The organism is Streptomyces purpurogeneiscleroticus (assembly GCF_020024005.1).
GTDB classification, from domain to species: Bacteria; Actinomycetota; Actinomycetes; order Streptomycetales; family Streptomycetaceae; genus Streptomyces; species Streptomyces purpurogeneiscleroticus.
Map to the genome: position 1 here is coordinate 1 of NZ_NHSG01000151.1, position 15,965 is coordinate 15,965.

The following is a 15,965-nucleotide window of genomic DNA, read 5'->3' on the forward strand; positions in this document are numbered from 1 at the left end:
GCGAGCGGCGCGGCGCGCCCTCCGGCGCCGATGACTGGCCGGTCGACGACTGGCCCGGCGGCGCGCTCAGGGGAGGCGCCACCCCGCCGCCCATGAGCGACGACACCGCCGAGCTGACCCCGCAGCCGGGGCAGCGCCCCGGCGCCGTGGGCCCGGTCACCGGCACGGACGACCGCACCTCCAGCGACACGCTCGTCAGCGGCATTCCCACGGTGTCCGCCGACAGCGCGCCGCCCGCTCCGAAGCGCGGCGACCGTCCGGGGTCCGACGCGTCCACGGCGCCGAAGCCCCCGCAGCGCGCGAAGATCCCCGAGCCGATCAACCCGCGCAAGAAGGGCCGTAACAAGCTCGTCCTCGCGTTCGGCGGCATCCTCGTGCTCGCGGGCGTCGCCTATGGCGCCGGGCTGCTGCTGGACCACTCCGACGTGCCCGGCGGCACCACCGCGCTCGGCGTGGACATCGGCGGCACGACCAAGGAACAGGCCGTCGAGAAGCTCGACGCGGCCGTGAAGGACACCAGGACCGCGCCGCTGAAGCTGACCGTCGACGGGCAGTCGCAGACCCTGCTGCCCGCCAAGGCGGGCCTGGACATCGACACCCAGGCCACGGTGCGGGGCGCGGCGGGCCGCGACTACAACCCGGTCTCGGTCATCGGCTCGCTGTTCGGCGGTGCCCGTACGGCCGAGCCCTCGATGATCGTCGACGACGAGAAGCTGGACATCGCGCTCAAGGCGGTGGCGGGCGAGCAGGGTGCGGCCAAGGACGGCGGCATAGTGTTCACCGCCGGCAAGGCCGTCCCGCACTACGGCAAGCCGTACAAGTCGATCGACGTCGCGGCCGCCAAGCAGGAGGTCACCAAGGCGTACCAGGACCGGCTCGCCGGCACCGAGGGGCAGCCCGTCGCCCTGAAGACCAGCATGCAGCGGCCGACGGTCCCGGACTCCGAGGTGAACCGCGCTCTGAAGGACTTCGCCAGGCCGGCGATGTCCGGGCTGATCACGGTGCGGACGGACGCGGAGCACACGGTGTCCTTCAGCCCCGAGAAGTCGATCCCGAAGTTCCTCTCCATGAAGCCCGTCAACGGCAAGCTCGTGGAGTACTACGACCGGCCGGCCCTGAAGTCCCTCTACGGCGACACCTTCAAGGGCGTCCTGGTCACCAAGGGCGACGGCTCGAAGAAGCCGGTCAGCGTCGAGGAGGTCGCGGGCGCCGTCAGCCAGGCGCTGCGCGGCACCACCCCGTCCCAGCGGGTCGTCACCATCCCGACGAACCCGCGCTGACCAGCGGCGACGCGAAGGCCCCCACGGCACGCCCGTGGGGGCCTTTCCCGTACTGCCCGCGAAGGGCCCCCGGCGACAGGACCTTCGCCCCTGCGCGGGCGGCGGCCGGCAGGCGCATGCTGGTCAGTGATATGCCTTTCACGCGTCTGAAGCACTCCGGCCGCCGGAGAGCACTGCTCCTGATCGTCGTGGTGGTCCTGCTCGCCCTGGCGGACTGGGCCACGGGCCCCCAGGTGCGCATCATCTCCTTCGCCGGCGTCGTGCCCATGTTCGCCGCGCTGCGCTGCTCCGCCCGCTGGACCGCCGCGGTGACGGGCACGTTCGTCGCCGCGAGCGCCTGGATCTACTCGCTCAACTTCGTGGACTGGACCCCGTCCGGTTCCCTCGTGGGCTTCTGCGGCACCCTTGTGGTCGCCGTCTTCGCCCTGGGGCTGTGCCACAACCGGCGGCGGCGCGACGAGGCGTACGACCGCACCCGGCTGGTCGCCGACGAGGTGCAGCGGGCCATGCTGCACGAGCTGCCGCTGCGCGCCGGACGGTACGGCGTCGCCGGCTTCTACGTCTCCGCCCTGGAGGGCGCCCGGGTCGGCGGCGACATCTACGAGGCGGTCGAGACGCCGTACGGCACCCGGCTGGTCATCGGCGACGTGCAGGGCAAGGGCATGCCGGCGATCGGCGCGGGCCACGAGGCGCTGGCGTCCTTCCGTGAGGCCGCGCAGTACGAAGCGACGCTGGAGGGGGTCGCCGAGCGCATGGAGGCGTCCCTGAAGCGGTACAACGCGCGTGCGGTCGCGCAGGGCGGCAAGGAGCGCTTCGTGACGGCGCTCCTCATGGAGGTGGGCCCCCAGGGGTGCGGCCGCTCGCTGTCCTGCGGGCACATCCCGTACTACGTCGTCCGCGAGGGCTCCGTCACCGAGCGCGACGAGGGCAACTGGCTGCCGCTCGGCCTGGGCGACCTCACCGGCGAGCGGCGCCGGGCCTGCGACGCGTGGCCGCTGGACGAGGACTGGGCCGTGCTGTGCACGGACGGCGTGACCGAGGCGCGCGGCCGGGACGGCACGTTCTATCCGCTGCGCGAGCGGCTGGCCGGCTGGACCGAACTCGGCCCGGCCGAGCTGGCCGCGGCCCTCCGCGCCGACCTGGAGGACTTCACGGACGGGGCGCTGCGGGACGACGCAACGGTACTGGTCGTCCGGCACAGCCCGGACAGCGCCCCGCTGCAGCCGGCGGCGGACGGCCCGGAGACGGGCCGCACGGTCGCCCCGGCCCGCCGCTGACCGCGCTCAGTTCAGCATCGCCCGGGCCGCCGACGCCTGCCGGCGGACCGTTTCGGCGGCCGCCGGGTCCACCGCCTCCACCACCGTCGCGTACTCCTCCAGCTCCGCCGCGCCGCGCACGAAGTCGCCCCGCTCCACCAGCACCTTGGCGTGCTCGTGCCGCAGCCGCGCCGGATGGCTCGGCAGCAGCAGCGACAGCTCGATCGCCCACAGCCGTACGTCGCTGCGCTCGGGGCGGGCCGCCGCCCACGCCCTGATGTTGTTCAGGACGCGCAGGACGGTCTCCAGGGGGTCGGCGGGCGCCAGCATCTGCGGCGTCAGCGGCTCGCCGGTCGCGCCCGCGACCAGCAGCCCGGCGTCCTCGTCGGTCAGGATGCGCCCGCCGTCGAACGGGTCCACCAGCACATGCGCGCCGTACGGGTCGCCGAACCCGACGACGTAGTGCCCGGGCAGCGCCACGCCGTACACCGGTGCCCCCGCCCGCCGCGCGACCTCCGTCCACACCACGGACAGCAGGATCGGCAGCCCGCGGCGGCGCCGCAGCACCTCGTGGAGCAGCGAGGACTCCAGGCGCTGGTAGTCGGCGGGCAGGCCGTGGAAGCCGCAGCGGTGGCCGAGCAGCTCGGCGACGTTACGGGCCCAGGCGTGCGGGCCGCCGGCCGGTCTGTACGGCAGCAGGCCCGCCAGCCGGTCCAGTTCGATCTGCGCGGCGTCCAGGGCGGGCTCGTCCAGCCCCGGATCGGCCTCCGCGGCCAGCAGCAGGCACAGCAGTGTCAGGTCGGGGCGCTTCTCGCGCGCGGCCGCGGCGAACCGTTCCCGCCGTGCGGCGGCGTCGCGTCCGGGTCGGGGCTCGGGGTCGGGGTGCATGTCAGGTCCGTACCCGTTCAGCGGGGGCCGTGCTGCGGGGCGCGCCGGTAGTGGTAGTGGTGATGATCGGTGAAGCCGAGCCCGTCGTACAGCGCCCGGGCCCCCTCATTGTCCGCCTCGACCTGCAGGTACGCCGCCGAGGCGCCCTCCTGGAGCGCCCGCTCGGCGAGCGCGGCCATCACCAGCGTGGCCAGCCCCTGCCGGCGGTGCGCCGGGGCGACCTCCACGGCGGCGAAGCCCGCCCAGCGGCCGTCGACCACGACCCGCCCGATGGCGGCGGGCCCGTCCTCGCCCGGCACCGTCGCGAACCACACCGAAGGCCCGCCGGCCAGCACCTTCACCGCCTCGGGCGGCGCGTCGGCACTGCGGTGGTACATCGACATCCAGCCCTCGTCCGGCTCCCGGGAGAGCCGTACCCGGCCGGTGTCCGCGTCCGTGTCGGCCAGCGGGGCGAGCGCTCCGACGCGTACGACGGTGTGCCCTTCGGCCGTCCAGCCGCGCCGCTCCAGCTCGGCGGCGAGCAGCTCGTCACTGCCGGCCGCGCCGGTGGACACGACGACGTACGGGGGGAGGCCACGCGCTGCGTACCAGGCGCGGACGCGGTCCAGCGCGGCGTCCAGGGGAACCCCGGGGTCGCCGACCGGCAGCGCGGAATTCGCCCGCCTCGTAAAGCCCACCCGTCGCCCACCACCACCCTTCAGTGGATGCGCTCCGCGCAGCTCGCCTGCACTGGCCCGCAGCGTCCACTCCCCGAGCCGCTCCGTCTCGACAGCCGGCCAGCCGCGCGCGGCGACCTCCGTGAGCTCCCGCGCGCTCGTCGCGGGGCCTCTCCGGCGGGCCGGTGCGGCGGGGACCACCTTGCCCGCGACCAGCGCGCTCTCCATGATCCGCACCTCCTCACCGGTCCGCCGTGTGATGCTCAGCACACCATCGTCCCACGATGTGAGAACGCCGACCGTGTCGGTGAATCGCTCCGTGGACGTGCCGGACTCGGCCACCCTGCGTACCGATACCCTTTTCCCCACGTCAGCAGGGGTGATGGCGACCTCCAGTCGTCCGCCCGTGGTGAATTCCACAGCTGTGCCCGCCCCTCTTGTTCGTCTCGTGCCCGGGACCGGAGATACTAGGTGCGGGCATCGACGACGCCGCGCTCCCGCGCGCCCTGAGGCGGCCGCCCCAAAGACGGTTCGCCGGCCCTAACGAGGAGGAACGACAGCGTGACCTACGTCATCGCGCAGCCTTGTGTCGACGTCAAGGACAAGGCGTGCATCGAGGAGTGCCCGGTCGACTGCATCTACGAGGGCTCCCGGTCCTTGTACATCCACCCGGACGAATGCGTCGACTGTGGCGCCTGTGAGCCGGTCTGCCCGGTCGAGGCCATCTTCTACGAGGATGACACCCCGGAGGAGTGGAAGGACTACTACAAGGCGAACGTCGAGTTCTTCGACGAGCTGGGTTCGCCCGGTGGTGCGTCGAAGCTGGGCCTGATCGAGAAGGACCACCCCTTCATCGCCGCGCTGCCGCCGCAGAACCAGTAACGGCAGGCCACAGCGCCGCTCCGGTCCCGTACGGCCTGCACCGCCGTACGGGACCGAGCCGTTCCCCGACACGTACGAAAGAAGAGCAACGTGGGCGCAGTATCCGCACGCCTCCCCGTCTTTCCCTGGGACCGGCTGGAGCCCTACAAGGCGACGGCCGCCGCGCATGCCGACGGCATCGTGGACCTGTCCGTGGGGACCCCGGTCGATCCGGTGCCGCCGCTGATCCAGAAGGCGCTCGCCGACGCCTCGGACAGCCCGGGCTATCCGACCGTGTGGGGGACGCCGGCGCTGCGCGACGCGCTCACCGGCTGGGCGGGCCGCCGCCTCGGCGCCACGGGCCTGGACCACACCAACGTGCTCCCCGTCGTCGGCTCCAAGGAGCTGGTGGCCTGGCTGCCCACCCAGCTCGGCCTCGGCGCCGGTGACAAGGTCGCCTACCCGCGCCTGGCGTACCCGACGTACGAGGTCGGCGCGCGGCTGGCGGGCGCCGAGCCGGTCGTCTACGACGACCCCACGGAGCTGGACCCCACCGGCCTGAAGCTGCTGTGGCTCAACTCCCCGTCCAACCCCACCGGACGCGTGCTGAGCGCCGACGAGCTGCGCCGCACGGTCGCCTGGGCCCGCGAGCACGGCGTACTGATCTTCAGCGACGAGTGCTACCTGGAGCTGGGCTGGGAGGCCGACCCGGTCTCCGTGCTGCACCCGGAGGTCAACGGCGGTTCGTACGACGGCCTCGTCGCCGTGCACTCGCTCTCCAAGCGCTCCAACCTGGCGGGCTACCGCGCGGCCTTCCTGGCCGGTGACGCCGCGGTCCTCGGCGAGCTGCTGCAGATCCGCAAGCACGGCGGCATGATGGTCGCGGCGCCCGTGCAGGCCGCCACGATCGCGGCGCTGGGCGACACCGAGCACGTCGCCGAGCAGCGCGAGCGCTACGCCCGCCGCCGTACCGCGCTGCGCGCCGCCTTCGAGGCCGCGGGCTTCCGCATCGAGCACAGCGAGGCGTCGCTGTACCTGTGGGCGACCCGAGACGAGCCCTGCTGGGACACCGTCGGCGACCTCTCCAAGCGCGGCATCCTCGTCGCGCCGGGCGACTTCTACGGCCCGGCGGGGGAGCAGTTCGTGCGGATCGCGTTCACGGCCACCGACGAGCGGGTGGACGCGGCGGTGCGCCGGCTCGCCGAGTAGCGGCCTCGTCCTCGGACGCGGGAGGGCCCCGGGAGCAGCTGCTCCCGGGGCCCTCCCGCGTGTAAGCGGGGCTGTCAGCCGCCCAGGTTGCCCAGGCCGCCGAGCAGGCCCCCGACCGGCAGGCCGCCCAGGCTGTCGGTCGGCAGGCCCTTGGCCAGCGGCAGCTGCCCGAGCAGCTCGCCCGTGGGCAGCTGCTCCGCGAGCGGCAGGTCCTTGGTGAGTCCCTCGGTGGGCAGCGAACGGGTGGTGTCGCCGACGGCGTCCTTGGTGCCCGAGACGTGACCGGTGGTCTTCTTGGTGGTGGGGCTGAGCTTGCGCAGCGTCTCGTTGCCGGTCCGGCCGGCCTCCGGGACGGCCTCCTTCACGACCTCACCGGCGACCGGCCCGGCCACGGCACTGGTGTTCTCCAGGGCGTTGCCGGCGGTCTCGGTGACGCTCGACGGGTCCACCTTGGTCAGTCCACCCAGGTCGGCGGCCTTGGGCAGGTCCACGGCGCTCGCGGAGCCGGCGGCGCCGACCACGGGAGCTGCGCCCGCTGCGACCAGCAGCGCGGCCCGGGCGATCCGACGCGTAAGGGGGAGGGACATGGTGCTCCTTTGACGGAGAGGGACTTGTTCTTCTGTACAGACGTGCGGTGTCCGCCGGGCGGCGGCAGTCGACTGCCGGGCGGACGCAGTGAATACCGCGCCAGAGCCCCGAAGGTTGCGGTGCGCCCCGGTAAAGAATTGGTAACGCGTCGCATTATCTGCTTCGGATGAAAGTGGGTGAAATTCGTACGTCCGGCGGAGGTGAAAGAACGTCACACCCCTGCTGCCCCAAGGAAGTCAGGGGTCAGTGGCAGGGGTGAGGAAAGTGCCGGGAATTGTCGTTCTGGATTGACGCCATTCCCACTGTCGAGGGAATACCCGGACTACTGCGCGGTGGTGATCCGAACATCTGTCGGCGCAGTGCCGCCGGAATCGCCGGACACCTTCTGCCAGCCATTCCCGGAATCCGCCGCGGTCCATCGTCGATCTCCGTAAGAGATGCGTTCGATGCGCAACTCCGACGCGTGCGCCACCGCCCAGGCCGCCAGCTGCCAGCCGCGCTGCCGCGCCGACGTGCCCGCGCCGTCCGTCACCGGCACCGTGAGCGTCCGGCCGGCCACCGCCCGGTCGGCCACGACAGTCCGCGGCAGCACCTCGGGCCCGAACTCCCGTACGAGCTTCTCGCGCACCTGTGCCGTGCCGCCCGGCGCGTTTTCGGCGGGCCGGCTCTCCGCGCAGCTCAGCGCCGCGGGCGCGCGCCCGGTCAGCGCGCCGGTCAGCACCGTCGCGTTCGCCTCGTGCTTGGCGTACGCCTGCGGGAACCCGCTGCGCTGCACCTTCTGGGCCGCGACCGTCAGCGGCAGCCGGGAGTACCCGGGGACCTGCACCAGGTGCTTGTAGAACTCCCCGGCCGCGTAGACCGGGTCCATGATCTCCTCGGCCGTGCCCCAGTCCTGGGAGGGCCGCTGCTGGAAGAGGCCGACGGAGTCGCGGTCCCCGTACCCGATGTTGCGCAGCCCCGACTCCTGCATGGCCGTCGCGAGCGCGATCGTCACCGCGCGCTCCGGAAGGCCGCGCGAGGCGCCCACCGCGGAGATCGTCGCGGCGTTCGCCGCCTGCTCCGGGGAGAGCTCGTACGGCTCGCCGCCGCCCTCCGGCTGCACCGTGCAGCGCGGTACACCGGGGCCGCCGGTCACGTACTGCACGAAGAGGTACGCCGCGAGCGCGAGAAGCACGGCAAAAGCCGCGAACACGCGTATGAGGCGCTTGCGGCGGACGGGAGCACGCTGGGGACGGCGAAGCACGCGCCATACGGTACTGGAGCGCACTGACGGCCCCCTCGGGACCTCCGGGAACGCACGGCAGCATGCAACGGTGCCGCAACCCGCGGCGGGTAGGGTCGGGACCATGGAACGCCCCGCGCAGACCCCCGTACTCGACCTGTCGCTCGACGCCGCCCAGCTGACCGCGGCGCTGGTGGACGTCCCGTCCGTCAGCCGGGACGAGAAAGTCCTCGCGGACGCCGTCGAGACCGCTCTGCGCGCGCTCCCGCACCTGACCGTGGACCGCGACGGCGACACCATCGTGGCGCGCACGCACCTCGGCCGGGCCGAGCGGGTCGTGCTCGCCGGCCACCTCGACACCGTGCCGATCGCGGACAACGTGCCCTCCAGGCTCGACGAGAACGGCGTCCTGTGGGGCTGCGGCACCTCCGACATGAAGTCCGGCGTCGCCGTCCAGCTGCGCGTCGCCGCCACCGTGCCCGCGCCCAACCGCGACCTCACCTTCGTCTTCTACGAGGCCGAGGAGATCGCCGCCGAGCACAACGGGCTGAAGCGGATCGCCGAGCAGCACCCGGACTGGCTGGCGGGCGACTTCGCGGTCCTGCTGGAGCCGTCGAGCAACCAGGTCGAGGGCGGCTGCCAGGGCACCCTGCGGGTCCTGCTGCGCACCAAGGGCGAGCGGGCCCACTCCGCGCGCAGCTGGATGGGGTCGAACGCCATTCACGCCGCGGCCCCGATCCTGGAGCGGCTGGCCGCCTATGAGCCGCGCCGGGCCGTCATCGACGGCCTGGAGTACCGCGAGGGCCTGAACGCCGTCCGCATCGAGGGCGGCGTCGCGGGCAACGTCATCCCGGACGAGTGCACGGTCACGGTCAATTTCCGTTACGCGCCCGACCGCAGCGGCGAGGAGGCGCTCGCCCACGTGCGCGAGGTCTTCGCGGACTGCGACATCGTCGAGTGGATCATCGACGACCACTCGACCGCGGCGCTTCCCGGCCTCTCGCACCCCGCGGCCAAGGCGTTCATCGAGGCGGTCGGCGGCACCCCGATGCCCAAGTTCGGCTGGACGGACGTCTCCCGCTTCTCCGCGCTCGGCGTCCCGGCGGTCAACTACGGTCCGGGCAACGCCCTGCTGGCCCACAAGCGGGACGAGCACGTCGTCGCCGCCGACGTGATCCGGTGCGAGGAGCGGCTGCGGGCCTGGCTGGAGGGCTGAAACGCGGCCCGGTGGGCACGGAAATGTGGTGACCGGTATTCCGGTGACCTGGGGTGGTCTGCGCGGGTAGAGGTTCACCGGAGCGCTGCGCGGCGTCCGGGCCCACCGTCAGACCGAATTCCGCCGCTCGTCACCTTTGTACACATACGCTTTACCGGCAACGATCTGTCTTCCGCCGCAGGCGGGAGACCCTGCGGAGGGAGCACACCATGGCCGATCCTGAGGCAGCCGAGCGCGAGAACCTGGCAGCCGACCGCGATCAGCAGCGGCTCGGCCCGGTACTGCGCCGCCGCGACCAGGTGCGTCCCGGAACCACCGATCAGCGGCTGCTGGATTCCGAAGGCCCCTCCGAGTGGGTGCACACCGACCCCTGGCGCGTGATGCGCATCCAGTCGGAGTTCGTCGAGGGGTTCGGCGCGCTCGCCGAACTGGGCCCGGCGATCAGCGTCTTCGGCTCGGCCCGTACGCCCCGCGACTCGCCCGAGTACGAGGCGGGTGTCGGCCTGGGCCGGGCGCTGGTGGAGGCCGGTTTCTCGGTCATCACCGGCGGTGGCCCCGGTGCCATGGAGGCCGCCAACAAGGGCGCGCACGAGGCCGGCGGCACGTCCGTCGGGCTCGGCATCGAGCTGCCCTTCGAGCAGGGCATGAACGAGTACGTCAATCTCGGCGTGGACTTCCGGTACTTCTTCGTGCGCAAGACCTGCTTCGTGAAGTACGCACGCGGCTTCGTGGTCCTGCCCGGTGGCCTCGGCACGCTGGACGAGCTCTTCGAAGCGCTCACCCTCGTGCAGACCCGTAAGGTCACGCGCTTCCCCATCGTGCTCTTCGGCACGGAGTACTGGAGCGGCCTGGTGGACTGGCTGCGCAACACCCTCATCGACCAGGGCAAGGCGTCCCTGCGCGACCTGGACCTCTTCCACCTCAGCGACGACGTGGACGAGGCGGTCGCGCTGGTCACGAAGGAAGTGGGGCCGGGGCCCTCCCGGTGAGCCGGGCCCTCCCGGTGAGTACGGCGCGGCCCCCGGTCCTCCGGGGGCCGCGGCCCGTCCCGGGCAGTCCGCCGCGCGTCTCAGGCCAGGCCGCGGCGGGTCGCCGCCGGCGGCCGGTGGCCCGCGATGGAGGCCACCATGTCCAGTACCTCCCGGGTCTCGGCGACCTCGTGGACGCGGTACACCTGGGCGCCCAGCCACGCCGAGACCGCGGTCGTGGCCAGGGTGCCCAGCACCCGCTCCTTGACCGGCTTGTCCAGCGTCTCGCCGACGAAGTCCTTGTTGGACAGCGAGACCAGCACCGGCCACCCGGTGTCCGTCATCTCGCCCAGCCGGCGCGTGGCCTCCAGGCTGTGCCGGGTGTTCTTCCCGAAGTCGTGCCCCGGGTCGATCATGATCCCGTCGCGCCGTACGCCCAGCTCCACGGCGCGCTCCGCGAGCCCGAGGGTGACGTCCAGGATGTCGGCCATCACGTCCTTGTACGTGGTCCGGTGCGGCCGGGTACGCGGCTCGACGCCGCCCGCGTGCGTGCACACCAGGCCCGCGCCGTACCGGGCCGCGACCTCGGCGAGCTTCGGGTCCACGCCGCCCCAGGCGTCGTTGAGCAGGTCGGCCCCGGCCTCGCAGACCGCCTCGCCGACCTCGTGCCGCCAGGTGTCCACGCTGATCACCACGTCGGGGTGGCGCTTGCGGACCTCGGCGACGAAGCCGACCGTGCGCCGCGCCTCCTCCTCGGCGGTGACCTCCTCGCCCGGGCCGGCCTTGACCCCGCCGATGTCGATGATCGCCGCGCCCTCCGCGACCGCCTGCTCCACGCGGGCGAGCGCGGGCTCGTCCCGGAACGTGGCGCCCTGGTCGTAGAAGGAGTCCGGCGTACGGTTCACGATCGCCATGATCACCGGCTCGTGCGCGCCGAACTCGCGATTCCCCAGCCGCAGCATTTTCCCTACTCCCTCATGGTCGTCCGCCAGTGACCCTAACTGTCAGAGGCACATGGCACGATCAATGGACGACGGACAGCGTGGGGAGATGGTCGTGTTCTGGTTCTTGCTCATCGCGTTGGTCGCGGTGGTCGCCGTGGTCACGCTCGCCGTGATCGGTGGCGGTGACGGCGGCGCGCTGCGGGAGGCCGAGCCCGAGCGGCTGCACGATCCGCTGCCCGCCGACCGACCCTGCACCCGGGCGGACGTGGAGGAGGTGCGGCTGCCGCCCGCGCTGCGCGGATATCGGATGACGGACGTGGACGACGTACTGGACCGCCTCGGCGCCGAGCTGGCCGAGCGGGACGCCCGGATCGCCGAGCTGGAGGCCGCCCTGGCGGGGGCGCACGCGGCGGCGATGGGCGGCCGGGGCCCGGCCGCGGACGCGCGCCCGACGACGCCGGGGGAGGGCGCCGACCTGCGCAAGCCCCCGGGGATACAGGAGTCGGCCGGCATACAGGAGCCGACCGGCATAGAGGGGCCGGGTGGCACAGCGGGGCCGGCCGGCTCGCGCGAGACCCCTGAGGGCGGTGCGAGCGCATGAGCGGCGTCCTGACCGAGCCGGACGGCGTGCCGCGCTGCCCCTGGGGCATGGCGGCCGAGTCGATGGCGGACTACCGCGCGTACCACGACACCGAGTGGGGCCGCCCGGTCCACGGGGACGACGCGCTGTTCGAGCGGATGTCCTTGGAGGCGTTCCAGTCGGGCCTGTCCTGGATCACGATCCTGCGCCGCCGCGAGGGCTTCCGCGCGGCCTTCGCGGGCTTCCGGATCGCCGAGGTCGCGCGGTTCACGGAGGCGGACGCCGAGCGGCTGCTCGCCGACCCGGGCATCATCCGCAACCGCCTCAAGATCGCCGCCACGCTCGCCAACGCCCGGGTCGCCGCGGCGCTGGCGCCCGGCGAGCTGGACGCCCTGATCTGGTCGTACGCCCCGGACCGCGCGGCCCGTCCGGCGCCCCGCAGTGCCGCGGACGTCCTGCCGGTCACCCCCGAGTCGACCGCGCTCGCCAAGGACCTCAAGAAGCGCGGCTTCCGCTTCGTCGGCCCGACGACGGCGTACGCGATGATGCAGGCGTGCGGGCTGGTCAACGACCACCTGGCCGACTGTCACGTACGCGAGGAGACGGAGACGGCACAGACGGCGGCGTAGCCCCTGGTCGAGGGCCCGGACAGGCCCGGACAGGCCCGTGCGGGGCCCGTCGGGCCCCGCGCCGCGCGCGTCACCGCCCGACGAACTTGGGCTTCTCCTTCTTCACGAATGCCTCCACCGCGATCACGTGGTCCTCCGAGGCACCGGCCCGCGTCTGCAGCTCGTCCTCCTTGGCGAGCGTCTCGGTCAGCGAGTGGTCGGTGCCGTACGCCAGCGACTCCTTGATCGCGGCGTAGGCGGCGGTCGGCCCCTGTGCCAGCCGCAGCGCGAGCGCGCGGGCCTCCGAGGCCAGCTCCGCCGCCGGTACGACCTTGTTCGCGATGCCCAGCTCGTACGCCTCCTGGGCGCTGATGCTGCGCGGGAAGAGCAGCAGATCGGCGGCGCGGCCGTGGCCGATCAGCCGCGGCAGCGTCCAGGACATGCCGGAGTCGGCGGTCAGCGCGACGCCGGCGAAGGAGGTGTTGAAGGAGGCGGAGTCGGCGACGAGACGGTAGTCGGCGGCCATCGCGAAGCCCGCGCCGGCCCCGGCCGCGACCCCGTTCACCGCCGCGACCACCGGCTTCGCCATGCCGGTGAGCGCCTCGACGATGGGGTTGTAGTGCTCGCGCACGGTGCTCAGCGCATTGCCCTCGCCGCTCTCGCGGGTCTCGGCCAGCAGCCCGATGTGCTCCTTGAGGTCCTGCCCGACGCAGAAGGCGCGCCCGGTGGCGGTCAGCAGGACCGCCCGTACGGCGGGGTCGGCGGCGGCCTCGCGCGCGGTGTCACGGAGGGCGACCTTGGTCTCCGTGTCGAGCGCGTTCATCGCATCGGGGCGGTTCAGCGTGATGGTGGCAACGCCGTCGGTGACGTCGTAGAGCACGGTGTCGGCCATGGTGGGATCCCCTCCGTCGCGGCTCGGGCTGCGGGAACGAGTGCGGCCCGGCGATCAGAATGCCGGAGATCATCGGCGCTGTCGTGTGACGTACATCAAAGAAACACAGCGCGCCGCGTAGTGGCAGGTGGCGCAGTATCGCAGGTGACTCCCCGAATTGAGTGGTTTTGCGAATGTCCGTTGCCGAAGGGATGCTCGCTGATGTTGGTCATCGGGTCCTGCGATGCGGGATAATGACATGGAAGCAATGTGTTCGATGCCGGTGACGCGTGCCCCTCTCCAGAGGGCCGTCGGCTGACGATGAGCTGGTTTCAGGAAGGGGAACGAGCATGGCGGCCATGAAGCCGCGGACGGGCGACGGCCCGCTCGAGGTGACCAAGGAGGGGCGGGGCATCGTCATGCGCGTTCCGCTCGAAGGCGGCGGTCGGCTCGTCGTCGAGCTGACTCCGGACGAAGCCAAGGCTCTCGGCGAGGCTCTCGACAAGGTCAGCGTCTGACGCAGGCGGAGCCTCACTGAATGTCCGGCCCCGGTGGGCGGCGCGTACGCGATACGCGCCCGGCCCCGGGGCCGTGTCGTATCCCCGGCGTAGCGGCCGGACCCGGAAATACGCGTCCGTGTGTACACGCATGGACGTACGGGGGATCGGACCCGGCGTACGCGTTCTCGCCCCGGGCACCCTACGCACCCCTACTCACCCGCAGCGCAGGGGCCCCGGCGCGCGTACCCTCAGCCGCGCTTGACCGCGCACAGCAGGCCGTCGCCCACCGGCAGCAGCGACGGCACCAGGTGCACGCTCTCGCGGATGGACCGCAGCAGCTCCCGCAGCCGCTGTATTTCCGCAGGCTGCTCGCCGGAGTCGACGGTCCGGCCGTCGGCGAAGACGCCCTCGAAACAGACCACCCCGCCGGGGCGCAGCAGGCGCAACGATTCAGCGAGGTACTCGGCGTACTCCATCCGGTCGCCGTCGCAGAAGACCAGGTCATAGCCGCCGTCGGCGAGCCGGGGCAGCACCTCCAGGGCGCCGCCGGGGATGAAGCGGGCGCGGTTGCCGGCGAAACCGGCGGCGCGGAACGCCTGCCGGGCGAACTGCTGCCGCTCCGGCTCCAGGTCCACGGTGGTCAGGACGCCGTCGGGGCGCATGCCGTGCAGGAGGTAGATGCCGGAGACGCCGGTGCCGGTGCCGATCTCCGCGACGGCCTTGGCGTCCGCGGTCGCGGCGAGCAGGCTGAGGGCCGATCCGGTGCCGGTCGAGACCGTACGGATGCCGGCTTCCCGGGCCCGGTCGCGGGACCAGTGCAGGGCGGCGTCGGCCGTGTCGTCGATGGTCCCGGCGCCGTATGCCTCGGCGAATGCCAAGCTCGTCTGCCGGTTGCCGGTAATGGCCCTCTCCTGTCCCCGTAGTTGACGCAACCGTGACTGTATCCGCTGAGTGCGGGAACCCGCAGATGGGACCGGGCGTTGAAGGGGAACAGGGGGGATGCGCGGGTGAAGTCGGAAGAGAACCACAAGCCGGACCAAATGCAGGTCAAAACTGCTTATCCGGAGCTAACGGGTGAGGTGGATATGGTAGGGGCTCTACTGGACACCACCAGAGCCACCAGGGGAGGTGCGGCTGCGGCGGGTGACCGAAGAACGCTGCTGCGTTTTCGAAGGTCGGCCGGCGAGCCGAAATCCGTGACCAACAATGCTGACCGTGCCCGCGCGAACGACTCCGCACCTACCGCGACCTTTGCCGCCGATGCGGAATCCCAGGCGTGGACTCCGCCCAGCTGGGAGGAGATCGTCAGCACCCACAGTGCTCGTGTGTACCGCCTCGCCTACCGCCTGACGGGAAACCAGCACGATGCCGAGGACCTCACCCAGGAGGTCTTCGTCCGCGTCTTCCGTTCGCTCTCGACGTACACCCCCGGTACGTTCGAGGGCTGGCTGCACCGCATCACGACCAACCTCTTCCTGGACATGGTCCGCCGACGGCAGCGGATCCGCTTCGACGCGCTGGGCGACGACGCCGCCGAGCGGCTGCCCAGCCGCGAGGCCGGCCCGCAGCAGCAGTTCAACGACACCCACTTCGACGCCGACGTGCAGCAGGCGCTGGACACCCTCGCGCCCGAGTTCCGCGCCGCCGTCGTCCTGTGCGACATCGAGGGCCTGTCGTACGAGGAGATCGCCGCGACCCTCGGCGTCAAGCTCGGCACGGTCCGCAGCCGTATCCACCGCGGCCGCTCCCATCTGCGCAAGGCGCTCAAGCACCGCTCCCCGGCGGCGCGCGCCGAGGAGCGGGAGCGCGAGCAGCAGCAGCGCGCGTTCGCGCCCCTGACAACAGGGGAGGTCGGAATCGCGTGAGCGGTAGCGGCGGTCAGTCCCCCGCTGAGCAGCATCTCGGCGACCGCCTCGCGGCTCTGGTCGACGGGGAGTTGGGGCACGATCAGCGTGAGCGGGTGCTCGCGCACCTCGCCACGTGCGGGAAGTGCAAAGCCGAGGCGGACGCCCAGCGGGAACTGAAGAACGTCTTCGCCGGAATGGCGCCGCCCGGGCCCTCCGACGGGCTGCTGGCGCGGCTCCAGGGGCTGCCCGGGGGTGATCCCGGCGCGCCCGCGGCCCGGCTCGGTGAGGGCGGCCTCGGGCGCGGTGCGTTCGGCCGGGGCGGCCTGGACGGCGGCGGCTTCGGCCGCGGCGGCATGTCCTTCACCTACGCGCCCTCGGGCGCGCACGCGGTCCCGGGAATGCTCCCGCAGCGGGCCGAGCGCGGCTTCCCGGTGCACGGACGCGCCGGCGCGCGGCCGGCGCGTCCGTGCA

Annotated in this window: 17 protein-coding genes and 1 pseudogene; 11 read left to right on the forward strand and 7 right to left on the reverse strand. The window is 72.5% G+C overall.

Annotated features, from left to right (window positions below):
- Both CCS38_RS08565 and CCS38_RS08570 read left to right on the forward strand, forming a co-directional pair.
- Positions 1 to 1,280: pseudogene (locus CCS38_RS08565) on the forward strand (hypothetical protein); the annotation flags it as partial.
- 131 nt (positions 1,281 to 1,411) lie between these two features.
- The gene (locus tag CCS38_RS08570) at positions 1,412 to 2,557 is read left to right on the forward strand and encodes a PP2C family protein-serine/threonine phosphatase (RefSeq protein WP_223732591.1); all 1,146 of its coding nucleotides are present in this window, start codon (positions 1,412 to 1,414) and stop codon (positions 2,555 to 2,557) included.
- A gap of 6 nt (positions 2,558 to 2,563) precedes the next feature.
- Here CCS38_RS08570 and CCS38_RS08575 read toward each other — a convergent pair whose 3' ends face one another.
- Together CCS38_RS08575 and CCS38_RS08580 are read right to left on the reverse strand one after the other, a co-directional pair.
- Positions 2,564 to 3,424, reverse strand: coding sequence for a transglutaminase-like and tetratricopeptide repeat-containing protein (locus CCS38_RS08575; RefSeq protein WP_223732592.1), 861 nt, complete (start codon positions 3,422 to 3,424; stop codon positions 2,564 to 2,566).
- A 17-nt stretch (positions 3,425 to 3,441) separates the two neighbouring features.
- The gene (locus tag CCS38_RS08580) at positions 3,442 to 4,500 is read right to left on the reverse strand and encodes a GNAT family N-acetyltransferase (protein WP_223732593.1); all 1,059 of its coding nucleotides are present in this window, start codon (positions 4,498 to 4,500) and stop codon (positions 3,442 to 3,444) included.
- 141 nt (positions 4,501 to 4,641) lie between these two features.
- Here CCS38_RS08580 and fdxA point away from each other — a divergent pair, with 141 nt between their 5' ends.
- Together fdxA and dapC are read left to right on the forward strand one after the other, a co-directional pair.
- Entirely contained in the window at positions 4,642 to 4,962 is a 321-nt protein-coding gene (gene fdxA / locus CCS38_RS08585) for a ferredoxin (RefSeq protein WP_030264070.1), read from the forward strand.
- A gap of 90 nt (positions 4,963 to 5,052) precedes the next feature.
- Positions 5,053 to 6,150, forward strand: coding sequence for a succinyldiaminopimelate transaminase (gene dapC / locus CCS38_RS08590; RefSeq protein WP_223732594.1), 1,098 nt, complete (start codon positions 5,053 to 5,055; stop codon positions 6,148 to 6,150).
- Positions 6,151 to 6,224: 74 nt separating this feature from the next.
- Here dapC and CCS38_RS08595 read toward each other — a convergent pair whose 3' ends face one another.
- Positions 6,225 to 6,737, reverse strand: a complete 513-nt coding sequence (locus tag CCS38_RS08595; protein WP_223732595.1) for an ATP-binding protein — start codon at positions 6,735 to 6,737, stop codon at positions 6,225 to 6,227.
- A gap of 323 nt (positions 6,738 to 7,060) precedes the next feature.
- Positions 7,061 to 7,981 (reverse strand): VldE C-terminal domain-containing protein, encoded by a 921-nt coding sequence (locus tag CCS38_RS08600; protein ID WP_223732596.1) that lies wholly within the window; start codon positions 7,979 to 7,981, stop codon positions 7,061 to 7,063.
- 103 nt (positions 7,982 to 8,084) lie between these two features.
- Here CCS38_RS08600 and dapE point away from each other — a divergent pair, with 103 nt between their 5' ends.
- Positions 8,085 to 9,176 carry a succinyl-diaminopimelate desuccinylase gene (gene dapE / locus CCS38_RS08605; protein ID WP_223732597.1) on the forward strand — a complete coding sequence of 364 codons (1,092 nt, stop codon included), beginning with the start codon at positions 8,085 to 8,087 and terminating at the stop codon, positions 9,174 to 9,176.
- Positions 9,177 to 9,385: 209 nt separating this feature from the next.
- Positions 9,386 to 10,165, forward strand: a complete 780-nt coding sequence (locus tag CCS38_RS08610; protein ID WP_223732598.1) for an LOG family protein — start codon at positions 9,386 to 9,388, stop codon at positions 10,163 to 10,165.
- Positions 10,166 to 10,245: 80 nt separating this feature from the next.
- On the opposite strand, the gene folP is transcribed toward CCS38_RS08610, so the two are convergent.
- Positions 10,246 to 11,106, reverse strand: a complete 861-nt coding sequence (gene folP / locus CCS38_RS08615; RefSeq protein WP_223732599.1) for a dihydropteroate synthase — start codon at positions 11,104 to 11,106, stop codon at positions 10,246 to 10,248.
- An 88-nt stretch (positions 11,107 to 11,194) separates the two neighbouring features.
- Between folP and CCS38_RS08620 the strand changes: the two genes are divergently transcribed.
- Together CCS38_RS08620 and CCS38_RS08625 are read left to right on the forward strand one after the other, a co-directional pair.
- Positions 11,195 to 11,689 carry a DivIVA domain-containing protein gene (locus CCS38_RS08620; protein WP_263301844.1) on the forward strand — a complete coding sequence of 165 codons (495 nt, stop codon included), beginning with the start codon at positions 11,195 to 11,197 and terminating at the stop codon, positions 11,687 to 11,689.
- Entirely contained in the window at positions 11,686 to 12,297 is a 612-nt protein-coding gene (locus tag CCS38_RS08625) for a DNA-3-methyladenine glycosylase I (protein ID WP_263301842.1), read from the forward strand. Before CCS38_RS08620 ends, CCS38_RS08625 begins: the two co-directional genes overlap by 4 nt.
- A 70-nt stretch (positions 12,298 to 12,367) precedes the next feature.
- On the opposite strand, the gene chcB is transcribed toward CCS38_RS08625, so the two are convergent.
- Positions 12,368 to 13,168 carry a 2-cyclohexenylcarbonyl CoA isomerase gene (gene chcB / locus CCS38_RS08630; protein ID WP_223732601.1) on the reverse strand — a complete coding sequence of 267 codons (801 nt, stop codon included), beginning with the start codon at positions 13,166 to 13,168 and terminating at the stop codon, positions 12,368 to 12,370.
- Positions 13,169 to 13,497: 329 nt separating this feature from the next.
- Between chcB and CCS38_RS08635 the strand changes: the two genes are divergently transcribed.
- Positions 13,498 to 13,665 (forward strand): DUF3117 domain-containing protein, encoded by a 168-nt coding sequence (locus CCS38_RS08635; protein WP_103832883.1) that lies wholly within the window; start codon positions 13,498 to 13,500, stop codon positions 13,663 to 13,665.
- A 230-nt stretch (positions 13,666 to 13,895) separates the two neighbouring features.
- Here the strand turns inward: CCS38_RS08635 and CCS38_RS08640 are convergent, their stop codons facing one another.
- Positions 13,896 to 14,579: an O-methyltransferase gene (locus CCS38_RS08640; protein WP_030264093.1), complete on the reverse strand. Its 684-nt coding sequence runs from the start codon at positions 14,577 to 14,579 to the stop codon at positions 13,896 to 13,898.
- Between the two features lie 153 nt (positions 14,580 to 14,732).
- Between CCS38_RS08640 and sigE the strand changes: the two genes are divergently transcribed.
- Positions 14,733 to 15,512: an RNA polymerase sigma factor SigE gene (sigE, locus tag CCS38_RS08645; RefSeq protein WP_223732602.1), complete on the forward strand. Its 780-nt coding sequence runs from the start codon at positions 14,733 to 14,735 to the stop codon at positions 15,510 to 15,512.
- The coding region (locus CCS38_RS08650; protein ID WP_223732603.1) for an anti-sigma factor family protein at positions 15,509 to 15,965 on the forward strand (457 nt) is incomplete at its 3' end. The genes sigE and CCS38_RS08650, both read left to right, overlap by 4 nt.